The following is a 21,541-nucleotide window of genomic DNA, read 5'->3' on the forward strand; positions in this document are numbered from 1 at the left end:
ATATTTCCTAAAAATACGGTTGAATTATACTTCTACTTCTTCGTTTTACCTCTTCTTCTCATCTCTCATTGAAGAGGAAATCTTTAAAAACCATTAAAGAAGAAAGTAAAATACCGGCATGAATGCAAGTATATTTAAAAAGGCTAAATTTGCGCGGCTAATTAAGAAATATTATATAGATTTTAACGGCGCCCCTCAAGGTGTGCCCGGCTGCATTGTGGTCTATGAAGGTCTTTATCAGGTATTTCATACTGAAGAGATTAGGCAAAAAGCCCGCCCTGCTGGTGTTCCTCTTCAGTTCTCACCGGAATTATGGAATATTTACCCGGATCGGCAGTTCACTAATAATGTTTATGTCCCGGATAAGTCCGGGGAGTTCCTTTCAGATGCCCACAAGGAAGAAATCATCAGCCATTATTCAGCCCTGGGTTATGCTGTAGATGATCTCTATCCTGTCCGGCGGTGCCTCTGGTGTGATGCCCCTATTTCCGGCAGGAATGATAAAACATTCTGCTCTAAAAAATGTGCTGCTGCCTTCCGTGAATTATGCCGGACTGATGAATTCAGAACTTACAATGATCTGATCGCTTTGGGTACATCTGCTGAAATTGAAGAGGCATGTATTCACCTGGATAAACTTAAGGATCGGATTGATAATAAAACAGTTCTCAAATATTGCTTAAACTGTGGTAATCCTGTCACGCGGTCAAATGCTAAATATTGTTGTGATAAGTGCCGGAATGAATACAACAATAAAAAAAAGAATTCAGGAAAATAATTTTAGTTGTTCCTCGGCCTTTGCCTTCAATTGCAGGAATGCCGGATCGGCGTGTATTTCATCTTTCATGCTCTGAAGGTCTGCTGCAACATCTGCCGTTAAAGGTGCCCCACAGGTGCCACAAAAGCGTGCTGTTGGCTCATTCAATGAATAACACCTTGTGCACTGCCTCGGCTTTAATACGTCCTCCTGTGCCTCTTCTGGTGGTGCCTGAATGCCGTTCTGCTGCCTGGAATAGTTCAATATGTCCTTACCGCTCAAATGCGTGTAAGTCTCAAACTCACGGGCGTTAACGTGCCCCCATGCGACTTGTTGAACCATTGCATCAGACCAACCGGCTTTAACCTTTTGAGTTATGCCGGAGTGCCGGAAATCATGAAGTTTAATGTGTCGCTTAATGCCGGCTTTTGCTGCAATAATCCTGACCTGTTTTTTCAGTGCTGGATAAGTCAAACTTTGCCCAAATTGATTAACAAATACCGGACTGTCTGCTTTTATCTCTGCTGGATAATGGTTCATCCACGTTAATAAATATGGTCTGCTGGTGTGTACCGGGATCGTGCGTTCAAACTCGGTCTTACATCTCACCCTGACAACTGCAAAGTGCGGATCGGAGAAATCAACATCTGACCACTTCATCAGCCCGATCTCCATGCTGCGGAGGCATGCTTCATACATCAGGATAATGATCGCTTTGTCCCGTGTGCTGCTGGCGGCCTCAATCATGTCCATGATCTCCTGTTCGGTAAATACGTCTTCAGTGGTCTTTGTCTTTGAGTCTGCCGGGACTGCCTTCACTTTTTGGAGTTTGTCCTGTGGTATGTCTGAATAACCTTCTGCAACCATCCACAGGAATAACCTTTTCATGAATCGTTGATAGTCGCGGATCGTGTTCGGCTTCAGTTGCTGCTTTGTATCTATAGTGTGCCATTCTCCATCCGTGCCCTTAATTTTCTTGTGTTTGGTGCCGGTCTCTATTTTCTCCATAAAGCCGTAAAAATCAAAGATTGTGCATTCTTTGAAGGGTGTTTTTATGTATCTGGTTGCATTGCAGAGAGCATTCATAATTTTAAACTCTCGTGCTGCCCCTATTCTGTTCTCTTGCTTCGTCTGCCGGACAAACTGCTTTATCATTTGTGCGTCTGCCTCGGTAATCCGGCCTTCATCTATAGCGTATTGTAACCCCAAATCCCCATATTTTTTGAACTCTTCCGGGGATCTATGAAAGGGGAGTTTATCGCCCCCTTCCAATAATGTTATGCTGCCGTCTGCATGATCTGAGTTGTTCCCATTTTCATAAATGAAAACCTGCCCCTGGCTTTTGATGGTTGTAGCCATTCCATAAAGATCGGCGTTCGGCTCGGCATAGAAATTATTGTTCTTCAGCCATTTTTTAACGGCTTTGACTGAAGATATTTCCACAGTTCGATCATCACTTGCAAGATGAATTTTATAGATCATTCCTTCCGCCCCCACAGGATGATCTCTTCTTGTTCTGCCTCCTTTACCAACCGGATAAACTCATCCATAGTTGGGGCTTCATCAAACTGTCGTACCTTTTCAGCTTCCCACCGCTGCCTTTCAGGGGATTTTTTAAAACTGGTTTTTGTCTGCTTCATGTCCTCACATCTCCATTAATATTTTAATGGACTTATAGTGAGACAGTTTTTCAGTAACGGCACAAATCCGCGTAAGCGTAAGAACTGACCTTCCGTACGTCCGGTCGGGGCGTTAAAATACAGGGTTCAACGCCCTTCTTTTTTATTTTGTAATTATATTATTTCTGTAATCATTCTGAAATATCATCTATATTCCAATCGTTAATTGACTTTGATTCAGATTATATCTGGCTGAATTGCCCTGCAATTAAATACCAAACCCGGATTAATTATAATGCCTGAGCAACATATTTCTCATAAACAGGTGCGCTTACATGACTGCATTTAAGAAAGCTTCAGAAATTGAAGAAAATAAAAATGGTATTCAGAGGTCATCTCCTCCGGAAATAAAGACTATAATCCTGAAACATCTAAAGAGTTTTAACAATCCCGTGACTGTAACAAGTACTCTCATTGAGCTGAACAGAAACGGCCTTAACCCTTCAAGAGGCACAGTCCGGAGATATCTGGATAAAATGGCTGAATCGGGATTTGTTAGAGTTCATATGGCAGGAAATATCTGCGAATTTGAACTGATAAAGAGATAGGAGGCATCATTTCAGATAAGTTCATGACATGAATTGAGGGAATATTTTTTCTTCAGTTCAGCACAAGTGCCTTATAAACGGCGTCAACCGGATCTTCATAGAAAGAAATCTGGAATTTGCTGAAGAGTTCCGGCGGAACGGCAGATATCTTTCTGGCAGATGATATGGGTATCAGCACCTTCTTTGCTCCGGCATCAAGGCAGACCTGAAGAAGGTCAGAGAGGTTATCAATCGAACTGACTGAACCTCCGATTGTGAAGCTTCCAAGAACTGCTGTCTGCTCATGTACCGGCTTTTCAAGTGCACCTGAGCAGAGGCTGATAAAGGCTGCCAGTGCAAGTCCGTCAGTCATGCCGGCACCGTTCAGGTCCTGCACATGAAGCTGATAATCCTTCTCCTTTGTGGATATGCTCTGACTTACTGATTTTGCATTGGCTTTGAAATAACTGAATGCTGTCTGAACTGCCTCTTTTGCCTTTGAATCTGAGCCAAGCCCTGATTTTTCATATCTGCCTGTTCCCGGAACAACCTGAAGCTCCATCCTGTAAACCCCGATTTTGCCGGAGTCGTTTCTGTTCACTGCAAAAACCTGTCCGGGCCTGCCCATCCCTTCCGGAATTAATTTGCTGCCACCGCTTTCAGGAACAGTTACAAAATGTTCAGAGTTCTCTTCAAGGTCGATATATGAGAAATTGACATCATAAAACTCAATGCCGCCGATCTTTTTAAGCTGCTCCTTAACTCTTCTTCTTCCTGTAAGGGCATATTCAAGTATCTCACGTGCTTCTTCTTTTGTGATGCTGCCATCCGGATATATGAGCTTCATGAGTCCGGAGTAGGTCTTTCTTACTGCTATTACATCCCTCTGGTTGAGATTATTCCCAAGTCTGAAATAGTTCCCGATATGATCGGCAAATGATCTCTTTCTCATCTCTCTCAGGTACTCGGCAAGATAATCCACTATGAATCCGTAACCGTCAGTGAAATGCTCCGGTCTGAATTTCGGCACCTCCCATCCGGGCAGGTAATAATGAATCCTGTCAAAGAATGCGCTGTCGCTGTTTATCGCATCCGGAAACGGTGCAAAGAGATGAGCGGTCTTTAGCAGTGATGGTATGCTCTGGTTTACGTTTCCGACAAAGACAATTGAGGCGTTTGCATTGATCTGATCCTTTCCCCTGGCAAAAGATCCGGATGCCATATAGTCTTTGAGGATCTGAATGCCGTCTTTGTCCTTGAATCTTATTCCGGCGACCTCATCAAAGGCTACAACATCCCAGAGTCCTACAAGGCCAACCTGTCTGGAGCTGAGGTTGTAAAAGAGGTTTGCAACGGTTGTCTGCCCTCCTGATATGAGAATTGTATTTGGTGAAATTTCCTTGTAGATATGTGATTTGCCTGTGCTTCTCGGCCCTAATTCACAGAGGTTATAGTTGTTTTCAGCAAGCGGAACAAGCCTCTCAAGGAGATGCCATTTGGCAGGATATTTTAATTTTGACGGTTCTATTCCGGTTGTTCTGAGAAGTATGTCTATCCATTCATCCTTTGTGAACTCTTTTCTTCTCCCGATGATCTCGTTTATATCCATATTTGGGATCTGAATGGGTTTTAAGCCGGAGATGACAAAGGGGGTTCTTGGTGAGGATTCCGGCATGTACTCCATCTTGACTATGCACCAGATGCCGCCGCCGAGAAGTTTGTCATATTTTTTAACAGTCTCGGAGTCGATCTCAATCTCTCTTATTCCAAGTGATGAGAATTCGGCTTCGTATATGTCCCTTCTCTCATTGAGCCTGACTGTTATTTTGTCTATTATTGTATAGTATCCGGTCTCTTTTATCCTTGATTTGATGAGTTCGGCTTCATCGGGGCGTACATAATTGTCTGAGAGTATCTTTTTTACTCTGCTTACACCCTTTTTAATGAGTTCTTCGTCATCGGTAGCACAGTTTGAACCAAGCAGGTATTCAAGAACATATACAGGAACGTTGTCACTGCCTTTCAGCTTCTTTGTAAGGTCTTTTCTGACTACTCTTCCGGAGAAATATTTATTCAGTTTGTTGTCTGTTTCCTTTGTTGATTCTGGCCCGGTCATTTGTTGCACCTCAGCTTTAAAAGTCGTCTGTTATCAGAAGATCTACCTCTACAGGGATGTCAAAGACATCGCCGTATAATTCATTTTTATCCTCTTTGAATGCCTTTAAATGATATATTCCGTTTTCAGTTGAGCTGCTCATTGTCAGTATCACCTCTGATATTCTCTCGTTTGGTTCATCTGAGCTTTTATCTGCTATCACTGTTTTTTCGTCACTGACTCTGTTTCCGGAATTATCGTACAGCCCTATTCTGCATGTTAATGGTTCACGCTTATCAGTCACATTTTCGGTCTGGAAGAGTCTGATCCTGAAAGGGTTGCCTGTGATCTTTCTGTTTTGTTCGATAACTGTAATTCCGACTGTTCCGTATTCAATTCCTTTTCTGTCAAGGTCTGATAACGATTTATTGTGGTTGTACAGCAGGACCGGAATTACAATCTCCTGGAGTGCAGCACCGCCGTGAACGAAGTTTCTGCCGCCTCCTGACAGTCTGAAACGCAGATCGGCATAGGGTGTGTAGATGTACAGCGGTTTTTCATGCCCGGAATTTATGGTCAGACTGAATCTGTGGGTGTTTGGCAGGTCTGTCTTCTCGCTGCTGATTATGAATCTCTTATTGGATGTGATCCATTTGTCCCTGTCAAAGGTGTCTGTATTGACAATGTCGGCACTCTCAAGCGAATCCCTGCTGTAGATGAAGCCGTGATCTGCTGTTATGATAATGTTGTTTATGTTTAAGTTCCGGCTGAGGCGGTTTACCATAGCGTCAATATCATTTATTGCCGATTCTGCGGCAGTGAAGACATCGTCCTGTGATGAGTGTTTATCTCCGGTTTCGTCTATGCTGTTGTGATAGATGTAAATAATTCTCTTTCCTCTGAGCTGTTCCCTTGCTTCATCGGTCTTCAGTTTCCAGAGGTCCCTGAAGCTGAAGGCGATGGATTCTCTCTCTTCTGCGAGCAGAATTTTTTCCCGGTTTGAGAGGCCGTCTGTGTTTATTCCGTCTGCGAATATCAGCTCGTCTCTGTACTCCAGATTGCTGTGGGGAAGCAGTGATGCCATTCCGAGTTTTGTATATGACGGGAGGCATCCGGCCATTGCACTCATCTCTATTGTGCCGTTTGTGCTGGTGTTTAGGACCTCTTTTAGTTCGGCTGCGACTTCGTATCTCAGCGCATCCGAAATTATGACTGCTGCTTTGTCTCTCTCGTTTCTGCTGATGATCTTTGATACGTGGTCTGTGAAGAAGTCGCTCTGGTTGTCAATGAGTTCTATGCCCCATTTTCCGTTCATCTCTGACTCTGTCAGGTCACTCCATTTCATCAGGATTTTTTCGTTTATGCGGCGGTATTCTCTCTCTATTATCTCGCGTATGCCGTTTCTGAGTATCTCTTTGTCACTATCCCTGTCATAGTGGAGATAGAATTTCCGGTAATAAAGATCATGAAGGTAATAGTTTTTTCTGTATTCTGTGAAGAGTCCGTTGAGGTTTTCCTGGTGTATTCCCTTCTTTTCTGTCTCTTCTGAGAGGCTGAGAAGCATTATTCCGTATTTTAAGGCGGAGTATATGTCATGGAATTTCTGATAGTAGTGTTTTGTCTTCCGTTCTTCTATCCAGCTTAAGTATCTGCTGTAGTCCCTGCCGCCTTCTGTGATTGTGCCGACTATGTTGCGGATGATGGTTTTATCAATAATGTCGGGTGATTCTGCACTGATGTAGCTTTCAGTCTTTGATTTTTTCAGTTCTGATGTGAGTGCCGCTTCAAGTCTGCTGTTATCTTCACGGAGAAGGTTTGTGCAGTATTCATCAAAGCGCCATGAGTCTTTTGAATTGTTCATCCAGCCGGAGATGAAGATCTCGCATTCATTGCTCTGTCTGTTGTGGTTGATGTAATTTTTAAGGGTTTTTAGGGGCAGTTCTGTATTGAGGTCTATGTGGGTTATCAGGAAGCTTAAGAAGAGTTTTTTCAGTGTTGGGTGTTCTGAATAATATCCGTAATGCCGCCCTGTTCTCTCCCAGAATTTATCTGAGAGGTTGTAGCGGAGGATCTCCTGCCAGACTGTGTTTTCATCTTCGTTTAGTGAATTCATCAGGAGGGTTCTGATGTTTTCATTCTCGTCTATGACGTTTGATCCTGTGAGTACGGCGAAAATTCCGGATATGAAATCCTCTTCATTCCATGTATTCCGGTAGAATTTTTTGAAGGCTGCGACTCTTCTTTTGTTTGCAAAGAATTTTTTCTGCTCTTCAAGGAAGCTGTCATGCCTGTATCCTTCGATTCCGATCTCTGTTTTCAGGTCGGAGATCCGGCTGTTTTCAAACCGGCCGGAGTAGAGCTGTATATCCAGAAGCCAGTTCTCTTTGTATGGTCTTTCTGCCTGTGGGGAGTATATCAGGAAGTCTGATTTTAGATCGTCATGTTCGAGGAGTTTTTTTGTTTCGTAGAAGTTGTTCTTAAGTATGTGCAGTTTTATCTTCTTCTGCCGGAGGGCCTCTGTTATGTATTCAAGATCTTTTTCTCCGGCTGTTGTGTCCCTGTCGTACCAGAATACTATTCTTCTTATCCCGTAGTCTGACGGTCTGCTGAACTTCTCAAGTATTGCGTCTGTTGTCTTTTCCAGGCTGAATATCGGCATGTTTTTTCTCTTCCCCTGACTGATATTTTTATATATTCATATATTCATATATTCTGATTCTGATTGTGCTTGTAATTCCGGTTCATATATTCTGATTTTGTCTGTTTCCCTGACTGATGTTTATATATTCTGATTCTGCTTGTTATTCTGATTCATATGTTCTGATTCTGTCTGTTTCCCCGATTGATGTTTTTATATATTCATATATTCTGATTTTGTTTATTTTCCTTATTCAGCGGAATTATATTTTTGTCCTGAATTTTCCGCCGGACGTTCAGATCTTCTGTACCAGTCCTTCAAATCCGGCGTAGTTTACTGCAACCCCGTCATCAAGGTCAATTTCAATCATTGCCAGTGCCCTGTTGTTCAGGAGTTCGTCATATTCTTTTATTTCAGCAATCTGTTTATTTATCTTATCTATTCTCTTCTTATTGCCTGCTGAAGTATCTGAAAGCATTCCTCTCTCTGAAATCAGTTTTGATTCAAGTTCAAGGAGATAGTCTGTCCTCATCTTTGCCAGAGTGGATTTATCATATCTGTGCATGTAAATGAGGGCATTGAATCCCTGACTCTTTCCGGATGAGAACATCCAGTATATCGGCCTCTTTTTGTATCTTTTGAGATGGTCTCTGTAAAAGTCTTTGATGAAGTAATTCCGGATAACACTCTCAGATGATGCTGATCCTGAACCGGAGCCATGAGCCTGATTAAGACTGCCCTTTCCGGACAGTCCTCCGGCAATGAAATCAAAATTCTGTGACAGATTTTCCGGTCCGAATGCAACTTTTAAGAATTCCTTAAACCTTGTCACAATGTCATCTGTGAAGTATTCATCATCCAGAACAGGGATGATATTGTCATCATCCGGCATGAATGACGGCACAGGGACTTTTTCAAGATAATCCTTTATGGCCTCTCCCTGATTTGCAAGAATAAGGCCCGGCTTATCGACAGAATACCGCCCGAACATGCACCCGACTGCATATGATATGAGTTCCTTCATCGTATCAGCAAGCAGCAGTGCCTCAAGTTCTTCTTCAGACTTATCTCCTTTGTACCTGTAGTATGGATTGCAGGTTAACGTAATCTCAGACAGAGGAACATCCGGAGTCAGTTCATCCTCAAGACCATATGCCTCAATAAAAATCCTGTTATTCTCCTCCTCAAGTTTCTGCATCTCATCAGTCATCTCCTGCCAGTGTGCACGAACCCGCGAATAAGATTCCTCAACAGTCAGACACTTAAATTCCGCTCTGAGCAAAGGCAAATTTTCAAAGTCCCATGACGTTTCATAGGAGTCCCAGTCGTTTTTTGCATAACAAATTAAGGATTGGGCATTTTCTTCAATTTTGCTATTTTCAATAAACGCTGATGGTAGAGAATTAAAGTTACCTGCTCCAAAACTAATTGTAGGATTTATAATTTTGATGATATGATTTGTGAATTTACAATTACCTAATACTAATATTTGCTCAATTGTACATTTTAAGTCAGGAAATGCACACATGCCTTTAATATTGAAAGTAAAACCATTGGGGTAATATCTAAAAGCTGTACTACTTGAGGTTATTTCTGACCAAGATACTGCTGGTTTGAAATATAATTTTTCAGAAGGTAAGTGGTTACCAATTCTTTTTAAAAGGTCTCTGCTTTTTTTATCATATGACAATAAATATTCTTGGTTGCCTGACCATTTACGAAATTGCCCTCCTTTATTATGTGGAACCCACTTTTTTTTACTTCTAAATACCTCTTCTTTATTTAGTGCATTAAAACAGATTGAATTTAAGGTGACTTCCCAAAAAAATCTCATGAATTTGTCATTATCCGAAGTCATCAGACCTACCCTTGTTGGAACGATATTCCCTAATGGTGGTTTTGCACAAAAAATATTTCTAATATTATTGCTCAAAGAGTATGCAATGGGACTCCCGGGAATTTTCCTGAAATCCTCGGCAGAGGCCCGGTAGAAGTTCGGGACAGGGTTGCTGGATCTGGATTTGGATTCCGATTCTGCTATTATTTTATTTTCAGATGTCATGATTGATTTCTCCGGCTGGCTTTATTTTATTCATATTTCCTTTGATTCTTTTTTCCTTGGATTCACTTTTTTCTTTGCCTGGTTATTCTTCGTTTGGTCCGTTTTCGTTTAATCTATCCTCAATCATCCGGCGCTTTCTCAGAATTTCGGCTGCAAGCTCTTCTTCTGTCGGGAGATAGAGCATATATTTTGAGGCAAAGATCTGTTTTCTCTCGCTCAGGACTGAGTACCTGGCTACTGCATCGTTTTTGCCGGTGCAGAGAATAAGGCCGATTGTTGGGTTGTCATCTTCTGCTATGCAGAGATCGTCAAACATCCTCACATAACCGTCCATCTGCCCGACATCCCTGTATGAGATATCTCCCATCTTGAGATCAATTAACAGGTAGCACTTCAGGATGCAGTTGTAAAAGACGAGATCGACATAGAGATCAGTATCATCAAACCTCATTCTCTTCTGTCTTCCGACAAATGCAAAACCTTTGCCAAGTTCCATTAAAAAAGACTGAAGGTGTGTAATGATTGCAGATTCCAGATGACTTTCACGGAGGTCCGGAGTTTCCGGCAGATCAAGAAATTCCAGGACATATGGATCTTTTAATGAATCTATGGCTATTGCTGTGGATATGGGCATAACTTCTGAGCTAAGTGCTGAAGATGCTCTGGATTTTGCTGTTGATTTTGAGATTTCACAGCCGGAATTACGCATATCTTCCTGCATCTTTTCCGGATGCTGACTTTTCAGCATACGCTCGTAATATTGTGAGTGAATATGCCGTTCCAGTGTTCGCTTATCCCAGGTACACTCTGCGGCTTCCTGTTTATAGAAGAGTCGTGCTTCAGGTTTTTTTACCCGCATTAATGCCCGGTAATGCGACCATCCAAGTTGTGGATTAAAACCCACATTTGAAGTATTTTTTTCTGTTTTGTCCTTATTTAATGGACTATCTGAATTCGCTACCCGTTGGGTAGCAAATTCATATGATTTAAATTTGTCGGTCCCATCATCTTCATCAGAATTACTAATTGAGGTTGTGGCAGAACTTTTGGAAGAAGATGCCAGGTTATTTTCATAATCATCATATTCCGGGTTATCCGGCATACGATCAGGATATGTCATATAGAACTGCCTGAATAACCTGAGATTTGCTTTTGAAAATCCTTTTCCGTACTGTCTGTTCAGGTTGTCTGAAAGTTCTTCAAGTACCTGTCTGCCGTATTCGGCCCTCTCCTTTCCTTCCTGTACCTCTTCGACAATCTCCCTGCCGATAAACCAGTAACAAAGAACCATATTGGAATTGACGGCCCGGACTGTGTTTGTTCTTGCCTGCTCAATTATGGAGGCAACACGGGAAAATAAAGTATTACTGCTGTTATTGTTCTCTTCAGAAGAGTTATCCCTGTTATTTCCTTCATACAAAGTCATTTGATCTTATCCCCTGTTTCTTCAGGTAATCATACATAAATGTAGGGCGGTGGTTCAGTCCAGGACAGCCCATTGCATCTTTAACGCTCGGTGATTTTTCCCTGAGGCAGATCATAAGCCTTCTTACTTGTTCGGTTACTTGTTCGGTTACTTGTTCGGTTACTTGTTCGGTTACTTGTTCGGTTACTTGTTCGGTTACTTGTTCGGTTACTTGTTCGGTTACTTGTTCGGTTACTTGTTCGGTTACTTGTTCGGTTACTTGTTCGGTTACTTGTTCGGTTACTTGTTCTTGTGACTCTGGCTGTGACTCTGGCCGTAACTCTGGCTGTGTCATCTCAACAAAACCACCTTTTATTGCCGGTTTCAGATAATCGTACATAAATGTAGGGCGGTGGTTCAGTCCAGGACAGTCCATTGCATCTTTTACACTCAGAGGTTTTTCATCAAGGCAGATCATAAGCCTTCTTACTTGTTCGGTAACCGAGTCGGTGACTGGGTCGGTAACCGAGTCGGTGACTGGGTCGGTGACTGGGTCGGTGACTGGGTCGGTGACTGGGTCGGTAACTGGGTCGAAATTAGTTTTGTATTGTCCAAATGTCTGGTTATAGGGTTTCATTCTTCCGGCAGTTTTGTCTCTTTCAGCATCCGGTCAGAGTCACTCTCATACAGCCTGTCCTGAACTATTCGGAATTTCCTAATAGTTGCCTCATGTTTCAGTTCCCCGCTCCGGTAGATATTTTTCAGGTGTTTATTTATTGTCGGAGTTGTCACATCAAAGAGTACAGCCATCATCTTCTGGCTGAGCCATATTGTTTCATCCTCATACCTGACCTCAATCGATTCTTCGCCACTCTCTGAAGTGAAGATCAGAAATTCGGCTTTGCTGTTTCTGATCGGTTTTCTGTCAGTATTGCTCATATTTCTGCCCCATATAATTCCGGGTGACAGAATCGGAGTTTGCAGAATGATTCCTGATAAGTCATAAGATCACCATATCTCTAAATTATTTTCCCGGACTGAACAACTGCCTCACGAAGAGATCTTTTTTTCTCGTCTTCATTTCTGCCATCAACAAGCCGTATGTATGCACCTTTATAATCCGGCTTATGATTATTCTCAATGACAAATGCAGTTGTTGAAACTACTTCTCCGCCAATACTGTCAAAAGCTCTCGGACCGAGATGCGCCATAGTAAGGATAGTTTCATTGTCTAAAATTCTGTCCCGCAGTTTTTCATATGACGATAAAAACATCCAGCTCTGCATGGTAATCATAGCAATAAGCCCTTTCTTCACGGAGAGATCAAGATTCCGTTCAATAAACATGGCAAAGAGATCTGATTTGCTCTCCGGATAATTGTCCTTTGCAAACTTTTTTAGGTCGCTATTCATGCCCTTATTGCCCATATATGGCGGATTGGCAACAACCACATGATACTTCCGGCTCAGATAATCAGCCTGCTCAAGTGCTCTTTTGACCTTTTTATGGGTGGCAAACAGAGTAAGAGAGGATGAGAGATTCTTCTCCTTAAGCATCCGGAGTGTTTCAGAGGGATCTGTTCCCGTTGCAGCCGGGCGGATGAGTGATCCGAAATTGTCAGTCTCCTTAAACTGAAGAAGAGTCTCTTTTAGTCCGGTGGAGAAGAGATTGTTTCCCACTGAAGCCATATAATCTTTAAGCTCTTCATCATCAAACTCAATATTTTCAAGGACACAGATATTTGGCTGAACCGGGCTGTCAAAGAACTTCTTATTCCTCTTCCTTGCCTTCATAACCAGGGCAAAAGCCGCAAGAGAACCTGCACGCCCGTCAATCTCAATGCCATAGAGATTATTCTTCAGGATAATCTCCGGAATTTCAGACTCTGAGTAACCCTCCTCCTCATATATGGAGCAGAGAAGATCAAAGGCATACACCAGCATATGCCCCGAACCACAGGCCGGATCACAGACCTTAATCTCCTCCGGAGAAAAGATCCGGAGAAAATCCTTCTCCTTCTCCTCCGGAATAATATAATACTCCATCTCTTCACAAAGCCCTGAATCCGGACGGTTAAGCATCCAGAGGCGGCCAAGCGAATTCTCAACCAGGTACTGCACAATCCACTTCGGAGTAAAAAGCTGTGTCACAGCCGGAATCTGATTCGGTGCATAAGCCTTCTTCGCCTTCATCAGCTCATCCTTCTTATCAGCAATATAATCCTGATAAATCCAGCCGATGATCTCAGCCTCCCTCCAGTCATCCTCACTGATGATATCATTCAGGCAGCCAAGCAGGGAATCGGTATGAAGCAGCCTTTCAGGAAACAGAAGCTCAGAATAATCCTCAATATTCTCAAACATAAAGGGCATTGTAATATGCAGGTAATTACACAGCCTCATTATCAGATACCTGTATAACTCCTCATCCTCACCTTCAGACTTCAGATCCAGCACATAATCCCGGTCAAGGTGCAGAAATTTAAGATTGAGGGCCTTCGTTAAAATTTCCGGTTCATTCCTCCCCTCATCCTTTGAAGAAAAAACCCTGACAGGCATATACCCGTTCGCCTCCATAAACCGGATGGCAACAAAACGGTTAAACCAGATATAAGTGATCTCCTCAATAACCTGCATATAGCCCTTCTGCCTGATCTCCCTGACTAAAACTTCCCTCTGCTTTTTAATCTTTACACTGAAGATCTTCCCGCCGATTATAACCGAATCCTCAAACTCCCTCTCAACCTCTAACGTCTCACCCGGAAAAATGCCAAAATGGGCGGCACGCTTCTTAGTCTCCTCTAAAAGACTATTCCGGAGTGTTCCGGAAAATGCCAGTACCTTAGCTTTATCCATGCTCAGATCACCTGAATGCTGTTCTTCTTCAGAATTTCCTTTAACTTACTCCGGACAGCAGAGAGATAATCTTCAAGGTCACCCTCAGTCTCAATTATCTTCTCAGTCCTGAAAACTGAAGTCTTATTAATGATCTCAACATCTCTCTTCTCAGACTCATATGTGAAATCCTCCTGCACAGATTTCAGACTCTTCCTCTTCTCCTCAGTCTCCCTGAAAGCCTTTTTATACAGTTCTGCAAGCCTTCCGGTTTCAAGCTTAATCAGAGAGCAGTCATCTGATCCCTCAACCTTATTCTGTGAATAAGAGAAGGCATCATTTACCGGATTACTGCCGCGGTCCGGATAATCCTCATATGTAAACTCCCCGTTCAGCTTACTCTTATAGGATTCAAGCTCTTCCCTGAATTCCTCTTTCAGATTCTCAACCGATTCAGCAAGCGATGATTCAATCCGGGCCTCAAGACCTGAAAGCCTCTTTATCTCCGGATAAGGCTCATCGAGAGATAATATCCTCTCCGTCTCTGAGAGGCTTCTTCTGGCATCCTCATCCAGAAACTGCTCATTCCTCCGGTAATTTTCATACTTCCCAAGAATTCTCCCGAATATTTCTGACTGCTTCCCCTCAAAAAACCGGATGACAGGCCCTGCTCTGCTATGCAGCTCCTCAATCTCACCCATCTCATCAGAAACTTTTCGCAGAAAGGTCTGCGGATCAGACACCCCGGAAAGTGAAGATAACAGATTGTTATAATCCTCAATCGCCTTTCTGCCCGGATATCTCTCTTCCACAGAATATTTCCCCATTATCTGTGACAACAGCCCCCTCTGCTCATCAAAGATCTCCTTTGCGGATTCAAAGAGATCATTTTCCTTATCCGAAACCACAGCTTTATCAAAGACATCCATCAGAACAGATTTAACATTGCTGACAGTCTCAGCTCCGGTCTTCTTCCGGATTTCCAGAATCACTTTGTCAGAGTACTCTTTTCTTGCAAGATATTTTGTCATCTCCGCAGTATCGGATGCGAGATATCTCTTCTGATGCCTCAGTTTGATATCCTCACTCATGAAAAGCACTGCAAGAAGTCCGGAGACAGTCATACTGCTCCAGCCGTACGGCTTTTTCATGAAATATTCCTTCAACTCACTCAGAAGGACAGAATTTTTCTTCTCATACTTTACGGCAATATAATTCAGCACCTCTTCAAGGGCAAGTTTATTTGTATCTGACCTCCCTGCACCGTACCGCTCAAGGTCATCAGACCGGAGAAGACTGAGGATTTCGTTCTCAGACTCAAAATTCCGTGTGACATAATCCGACTTGCTGTACACATTCTCAACAAGCTTCTCATAACCCTCTTTAATCATCTCCTTAGGATTTTTGGATTCAATGGTGGTTACTTCCCTGCCGTCAATAAAGATTCGTGACTCTCTCACACCGTCAGATATCCCGGTAAGAGACAGCTCTTTAAGTCTCTCTGCCTCGCGCCTCTTTGCAAAGAGAATCTCCTGAATCTGTTCGTCATCCCTGGTGGAGCTGCTCTGCTTTAAGTATTTCTGAATCTGAAGGTAACTTTCAATATGTGATATAAATCTGCTATCTTCCGGAAAAACAAAGAGCAGAGTATCCTTTGAATCAATATTGCTTAAATTTGAACCGTCAAGCGTATGCTGTCCGCTGCCCCTTGAAATTTCATCAGAGAGCGGAGTTAAGAATTTAACAGTCAGATCAGCCCCGGAAATATTTTTGACAATATCGTCCACAGTCCTGCTGAATTTATAATCGCCAATGGCTTTTGGGCATATATTTCCGGAACTGAAAATCTCTTCATAAATCTCATTGGTAATCTTGCGTTCCTCAATATGCACATCCTTTATCTCACGGCTTATCTCCTGCTCTTCATTTGTCAGAAAATGGAAAGTATCCCCGGATTTGCTTATCAGGGTCTCTCTTTCAAGCCGGTTGAGGGACTGCGCAACCTTCTCCCTCAGCTCTAATTTATCCTCATCAATATCTGTGAGTGAGAGCACCACTATATTGTCCAGATTCGGCTGCAATTCCTTAACATGCCGGATCATAAAGAGGGTCTTGATTATCCGGCAGTCAAACTCCTCAAGATTATCGTTCTCATCCGCCTGCCTGACCGTTTTTATAATAATCGGATCAAGAAAACTCTCTATGGTATCATAGAATGAATAAAAAGGAATCAGCGTTCCGACAGAATTGCTGCCGTATTTCTCAGCCGATTCTTTGTATGCGTTGAGCATTGAGCGCTCGCCCTTTGCAAGATGCTTGCCGGTAAAACCGGTGGTGCGTATCTTTTCAAATACCTTCTGCAGGACGCTGAACTGGTAGGGGACAAACGGGTACACTGAAATGAAGTCTTCTGCCTGCCTGTAATTTTTCATCTCAGCACTGCCCTGCGAGAAGGAGATCAGGTTTTTCAGGATTATCTTCTTCTCTTCATAATACAGGGAGAGCATCTCCTCATCTCCGGCCTTCTTCTTCAGAATCCTCTTCTTAATCACTTCATCGACATTTGCACTGGACAGGCTGAGCCGGGTATCAAAACGGGCCTGAATTTTTGAAAAGTCCTGCTTTTTGTCATTATCCTTTACTCTTTTAATAGTGGCTTCAATATTTACCTGGGATGTGACAATTATCCAGGCACGCCCTTTTAATATTGTTCCGAATTCCTCAGCAACGGACTGAAGATTGAGCATAAGCTGGCTGTCATCTCCGATATACTGCCCGATTTCATCAATGAGAAATATTATCTTATGATCTCTTCCTTTTGATTTACAGTATCTCTCAATATCCTTTGCAAAAGATTCCGGAGTAATCCTGTAATTCTGCCCGTCAGATTCAAACATTCTCTCACAGGCTTCCCTGCTCTGAAAACCGCAGTTTGTGAGTGCCTCAATAATATCGTCCTGTTCAAAGGCGTAACTTTTCCGTATCTCTTCCCAGCAATTCCCGTTAATTTTCAGAATTTCCTCTTTAAAGTTACCAAAAAGGCCTTTTTTGTCGAGATCTTCCTCAAGTTCCGCAATCCAGAATACATCTCCGAAATAACCCCTCTTTTCATTGAAGACTCTCATCATAATGTCAACAATTCTCTCAGAGGTCTCCCCGGATTTTGAATCAATATTGAATAATATTACATCTTTTGTTCCGGAATTTACAGCTTTATCAATTGTATTCAGTATCTCCGGGTCAGAAATTTTATCTTCAAAGAATTCAGGTGCGCTTTTACCTCGGACTGTCTTATTTTCAAGCAGGTAAGATAATGTCTTCAGAAAATGGGATTTTCCTGAACCAAAATCTCCGGAGATCCATGTCCCGATTTTGTCAGTCGGAGTTGTGACTGACTTTAAAAATCTATCAAAAAAGGTGTCAATATGTTTTAGTGACTCCTTTGTTACAACATACTCATTAAGTTCAGTATATACATTCTCTTCATCATCCTGATCAACCTTGATTACTCCGTTAATCTCCCTTTTAATATCGTTATAGAATAAATCCTCTATTTTTGTATCCATGACTGTAATCCCCGCAATCAGGCAGTATTTTCGTTTATCATTCTGAATGCCCGGTAGTAATTGGCATCCTTAAATCTTCCGAACAGGCTTAATTCATAATTTCTGTATTCCCCAGGATAAAATGCCACAAGAGGAATATTGCCTGTTACCGGCTGTAAGTTATTGAGAATTGAATGTGAACGTATCAGTGGCCAGGCCTTGCCGATTCCTGTCAGAAATATTATCTTCACATTGCCGTCAGATTCAATTCTTTCTTTTAGAATCTGTTTGACGGTATCGGGTTTCAGAATAATTTTAAGTTTTTTAAGCAGTTCATCAGAACCTTTCTTTGCTTCAAAATCAATCAGTTTTTCCGGTCTGATCTTTTTGTTTATCGTCTCAAGGCACATCTCATAGAGATCAATCTCAATATAGCCAATGGAATTGTTATCCAGTATATCTCCGATCTTCTCCATTGAATGCCGGATAAGCAGTTCACTCTCAGGCGGGTAATCAAAAATCCAGAAAGGAACTTCGTTGCCAAGTCCCCGCCCCTGTAGAAAATCATCCTTAATGATCTCTTTTTTCAGCAGTTCAATCCGGCTCTCAATATTCATGTTATATATATCCTGATAAATGTGGTAATATAATATTTTATTGAACGATCTACATTTAAAAAGAATCGGTTTTGATCCGGAAATGTGGTACAACTGATTTCTCCATCCACTGGCCGGAGTTTTATACTATCATGAAATTCCGGTAAAATTAATACCCGAATTACAGGTTCTGAAATCTGAAAATTCACAGAATACCTGCTGTTGGATTTTAGAAACTGTAAATCACAATTACAAAATAATTATATCAACCTTCCCGGAAAAACAGAATACTCATGAAAGTACTTGGCATCAGTGGCAGTCCGAGAAAAGGTGGCAATACTGATATAATCCTGAAAGAGATCCTCCGCGGTGCAGAAAATTCCGGCATGGAAACTGAAATCCTGTTCCTGCGTGACTATACCCTAAATTCATGCATTGGGTGCGAAAAATGCAGAAAATCATTGACCTGCTCACAGTTCAATGACGGAATGAATCTGATCTACCCCAAAGTAGAGGAAGCAGACATATTAATCACCGGTTCTCCGGTGTACAACTACAACATAACAAGCCTCATTAAGACATTTATTGACAGATTATATCCTTACTATACATTTCATGGCAAAAGGCCTGGCAGATACAGCTCACGGCTTCAGGATAAAAAGAGGGAAGCACTCGTCTTTTCAGTCTGTGAACAGATTGATCCAAAAGAGAATGATTTTGCAATAGATGCCATGTCAAGGCCGCTTGAGGCCCTTGGATACAATATTACTGATAAAATGGCAATACGCGGCTATTTTGAAAAAGGATCAGTGCTCCGTGATGATGATCTCATCCGGAAGGTGCACTCTGCCGGAATTAAGCTATCAGAGATGAAATGAATTCTCCGGATAAATACTTCTGATCGTTTAGAATACCCGGATCATCATATAAATTAATATAAACTGAATTAAAACTGAACTAATACAAAAAAACACGAGGATTAAAAATGTTAGGACTAATTATCGGCGGAGTCATCATACTGGTTGTAATAGTGCTCATACTGTGGTCAGTAAGCATCTACAACAGATACTTCAGCCTTAAAAACTCATCAGAGGCAACACTCGGACAGATCAAAGTCGCTATGAAAAAGCGTCTTGACATGATCTCACAGCTTCTCGGCTCAGTTAAAAGCTATGCAGAATTTGAGAAATCAACACTTGAATCTGTAACAAAGATGAGAAGCAGCGTAGGCAGCGCAGGTGCAGGAGATCTGAACAAAATCGAGGCTGAATCAAGATCAGTTCTCGGCAGGCTCTTTGCAGTGATGGAAAATTACCCTGATCTCAAGACATCACAGACAGTGCAGGAACTTATGTCATCAATAAAGGATATTGAAGATGAGATTGCAAGGCAGAGATATACGTACAACAACATCTCACAGCAGTTCAACACCATGCTTGAGACAATCCCGTCAAACATAATCGGAAACATGATCCACATGCAGAAGCTAGATTACCTTGAATTTGCGGACGAAAACCTTGAAAAAGCTCCGGAAATAAAATTCTGAATGGGTAAACCATAATGGATGAAAAGAAACAGATTGCAGTAATTATAACTGCAACCCTTTTAATCGGCCTATTTTCTATAATCATTGCAGGGGCATTCCAGTCACTGCCGGCAGACTTTGGAGGAGATCTCACAGCCGAATCCTATGAAGTCACCTGGAGTGAAGACGGTACCCTGACTGAAAAATATGTCTATAACGTACAGTCATCCGGAGAATACCGCATGCTGTACAGAGTCTGGGCAGCTCCGCTTACATGGTCAGAAAACCCGGATGAAATACAGAACAGCGGATATATAGAACTCACCGGAGTCAGAGCGCCGGATGGAACCGTTGGATATGTCAAAACAAAGTCCGGTGCAGTGTATATAATCGGCAAAGATTCTCAGGCAAAATCATTTGTAACAGACAAAGCGTACGAAAACGAGGCCGGAATCTTAAACCTCAATTACTTTGAGCCTGGAAAATATGAGGTTGAATATACATACAACATCTACCCTCCAATCGAATATGACGATGAAGCAGTCCATGTAAACCTGATGTTTGCAAGTGAGCATATTCCCTATAAAAATGTAAAAATTGTTCTTGAATCGGATGACATAACCGAAGTATTCACACATCCACCTTCATACAATATCGAAAAGGAAGATGGCAGGGTAGTCATCACCGGAAGTTCACCAGAGGATGAAATAATAGAGACTGAATTCCTGATGAATCCGGAGGCATTACAGTCACTTAAAGGATACAAGAGGCAGATCTCCGGAGTAAAAGAGAAGACAGAATCTGCAAATGACAGTTACAGCATTGGATTTTTCCTTGCAGATATTTTACTGCTAATCGGAAAGATACTCGTTATCCTGACGCCGTTTTTATTTGTACTGCTCTACCTTAAATCGGGGCGGGAAAAAAAGTTTACAGTCCCGGAATACCTGAGCACAATTCCGAACAAAAAACTTACTCCCTGGCAGGTAAACCTCGTATTCAGCAAAGATGCCTTTGAATCTGACGAGAACGGCTTTTATGCAACCCTACTCTCTCTCCATAAGCAGAAAAAACTCCGGATGAGTGAAAAGCCGGATAAGAAAGGCATCCTGATAGAACTTCTTGATCCTGAAAGTCCGGACAGATATGAACAGAATGTCTTAAACTTTGTCTCCCTTTATTCCGGAGATGACAATATTCTCGATACAGAATACTTTGAGAGCATTGCAAAGAGTGCAAAACATTCATCGGCCGATGAACATCTGGCCCTCGCAGTAAAGGAGAACCTCCAGTCACTCACCAGTGGTTCTGATCAGTCCATATCCGGAAAATATGCAACAGACGGAAGGGGCCTTCTTCTGCCCTTCATAATCGGAGGAATAATTTACATTCTGCTGGCAGTTGCCCTCTTTGTATTTGCCGAAGATGCGGCAGGAATGATCTTCATAGCAATATTCCTTGGAATAGTGATGATTGTCCAGGCAGTGGTGGCAATGGTATTTCCTTCCACAGTATTTGGAAACTGGAAAGAGGATTACTACAAAGAGAAGCTTGAATGGGACTCATTCAAAAATTTCCTCTCCGACTTAAGCCAGATAAAGAAATACAGTCCTGACGACATCAATATGTGGGGCGAATGGCTCATCTACGGCACTGCACTCGGCGCAGGCAAAAATGTCGAAAAGGCGATGAAGGAACTCAATATAAACATATCTGAGTCCGGGTACTTCTATCCCCACTATCTCTGGTATGCAGGATTTTACTCCATAAGCACATTCACGCCGCCTTCGCAGGGCGGAAGCGGAGGGGGATTTGGTGCCGGAGGAGGTTTTGGCGGTGGTGGCGCCGGCGGAAGATAATTATAATGTGTCTATTATA

At 42.3% G+C, this 21,541-nt stretch carries 16 protein-coding genes; 5 read left to right on the plus strand and 11 right to left on the minus strand.

All coding sequences use genetic code 11. The features are described 5' to 3' along the window. Positions 1-217: 217 nt before the first annotated feature. Positions 218-778 carry a hypothetical protein gene (locus tag METLIM_RS07695; protein ID WP_157202262.1) on the plus strand — a complete coding sequence of 187 codons (561 nt, stop codon included), beginning with the start codon at positions 218-220 and terminating at the stop codon, positions 776-778. On the opposite strand, the gene METLIM_RS07700 is transcribed toward METLIM_RS07695, so the two are convergent. Further along, positions 767-2,239: a site-specific integrase gene (locus METLIM_RS07700; RefSeq protein WP_004077391.1), complete on the minus strand. Its 1,473-nt coding sequence runs from the start codon at positions 2,237-2,239 to the stop codon at positions 767-769. The genes METLIM_RS07695 and METLIM_RS07700 overlap by 12 nt on opposite strands. Then, on the minus strand, positions 2,236-2,397 hold the full coding sequence (locus METLIM_RS16585; protein ID WP_004077392.1) for a hypothetical protein: 162 nt from the start codon (positions 2,395-2,397) through the stop codon (positions 2,236-2,238). The genes METLIM_RS07700 and METLIM_RS16585 overlap by 4 nt, the downstream gene beginning before the upstream one ends. Before the next feature lie 314 nt (positions 2,398-2,711). Here METLIM_RS16585 and METLIM_RS07705 point away from each other — a divergent pair, with 314 nt between their 5' ends. Beyond that, a complete protein-coding gene (locus METLIM_RS07705) occupies positions 2,712-2,984 on the plus strand; it encodes a helix-turn-helix domain-containing protein (RefSeq protein WP_004077393.1) in 273 nt (90 codons plus the stop codon). Positions 2,985-3,036: 52 nt separating this feature from the next. On the opposite strand, the gene brxL is transcribed toward METLIM_RS07705, so the two are convergent. The 9 genes from brxL to METLIM_RS07755 all read right to left on the minus strand — a co-directional run bounded on the left by brxL (position 3,037) and on the right by METLIM_RS07755 (position 18,159). Continuing rightward, positions 3,037-5,079 carry a protease Lon-related BREX system protein BrxL gene (gene brxL, locus METLIM_RS07710; RefSeq protein WP_004077394.1) on the minus strand — a complete coding sequence of 681 codons (2,043 nt, stop codon included), beginning with the start codon at positions 5,077-5,079 and terminating at the stop codon, positions 3,037-3,039. A 16-nt stretch (positions 5,080-5,095) separates the two neighbouring features. Continuing rightward, positions 5,096-7,717 (minus strand): BREX-1 system phosphatase PglZ type A, encoded by a 2,622-nt coding sequence (pglZ, locus tag METLIM_RS07715; protein ID WP_004077395.1) that lies wholly within the window; start codon positions 7,715-7,717, stop codon positions 5,096-5,098. Positions 7,718-7,991: 274 nt separating this feature from the next. Next, the gene (pglX, locus tag METLIM_RS07725; protein ID WP_004077396.1) at positions 7,992-9,758 is read right to left on the minus strand and encodes a BREX-1 system adenine-specific DNA-methyltransferase PglX; all 1,767 of its coding nucleotides are present in this window, start codon (positions 9,756-9,758) and stop codon (positions 7,992-7,994) included. A gap of 82 nt (positions 9,759-9,840) precedes the next feature. After that, a complete protein-coding gene (locus METLIM_RS07730; protein ID WP_004077397.1) occupies positions 9,841-11,184 on the minus strand; it encodes a PDDEXK nuclease domain-containing protein in 1,344 nt (447 codons plus the stop codon). Continuing rightward, positions 11,171-11,800, minus strand: a complete 630-nt coding sequence (locus METLIM_RS17060; RefSeq protein ID WP_004077398.1) for a Fic family protein — start codon at positions 11,798-11,800, stop codon at positions 11,171-11,173. Before METLIM_RS17060 ends, METLIM_RS07730 begins: the two co-directional genes overlap by 14 nt. Beyond that, positions 11,797-12,102 carry a hypothetical protein gene (locus METLIM_RS07740; protein ID WP_004077399.1) on the minus strand — a complete coding sequence of 102 codons (306 nt, stop codon included), beginning with the start codon at positions 12,100-12,102 and terminating at the stop codon, positions 11,797-11,799. Before METLIM_RS07740 ends, METLIM_RS17060 begins: the two co-directional genes overlap by 4 nt. Positions 12,103-12,182: 80 nt before the next feature. Further along, positions 12,183-14,018, minus strand: a complete 1,836-nt coding sequence (gene pglX / locus METLIM_RS07745) for a BREX-1 system adenine-specific DNA-methyltransferase PglX (protein WP_004077400.1) — start codon at positions 14,016-14,018, stop codon at positions 12,183-12,185. A 2-nt stretch (positions 14,019-14,020) separates the two neighbouring features. Beyond that, the gene (gene brxC, locus METLIM_RS07750; protein ID WP_004077401.1) at positions 14,021-17,563 is read right to left on the minus strand and encodes a BREX system P-loop protein BrxC; all 3,543 of its coding nucleotides are present in this window, start codon (positions 17,561-17,563) and stop codon (positions 14,021-14,023) included. Between the two features lie 17 nt (positions 17,564-17,580). After that, positions 17,581-18,159, minus strand: coding sequence for a DUF1788 domain-containing protein (locus METLIM_RS07755; protein WP_004077402.1), 579 nt, complete (start codon positions 18,157-18,159; stop codon positions 17,581-17,583). Between the two features lie 272 nt (positions 18,160-18,431). Here METLIM_RS07755 and METLIM_RS07760 point away from each other — a divergent pair, with 272 nt between their 5' ends. The 3 genes from METLIM_RS07760 to METLIM_RS07770 all read left to right on the plus strand — a co-directional run bounded on the left by METLIM_RS07760 (position 18,432) and on the right by METLIM_RS07770 (position 21,522). Further along, complete coding sequence (locus METLIM_RS07760) at positions 18,432-19,016, plus strand: flavodoxin family protein (protein WP_004077403.1); 585 nt, start codon at positions 18,432-18,434, stop codon at positions 19,014-19,016. 107 nt (positions 19,017-19,123) lie between these two features. Next, the gene (locus METLIM_RS07765; RefSeq protein ID WP_004077404.1) at positions 19,124-19,684 is read left to right on the plus strand and encodes a LemA family protein; all 561 of its coding nucleotides are present in this window, start codon (positions 19,124-19,126) and stop codon (positions 19,682-19,684) included. A 14-nt stretch (positions 19,685-19,698) separates the two neighbouring features. Continuing rightward, positions 19,699-21,522 (plus strand): DUF2207 domain-containing protein, encoded by a 1,824-nt coding sequence (locus tag METLIM_RS07770; protein WP_004077405.1) that lies wholly within the window; start codon positions 19,699-19,701, stop codon positions 21,520-21,522. Positions 21,523-21,541: the final 19 nt, after the last annotated feature.

Source organism: Methanoplanus limicola DSM 2279, assembly GCF_000243255.1.
GTDB classification, from domain to species: Archaea; Halobacteriota; Methanomicrobia; order Methanomicrobiales; family Methanomicrobiaceae; genus Methanoplanus; species Methanoplanus limicola.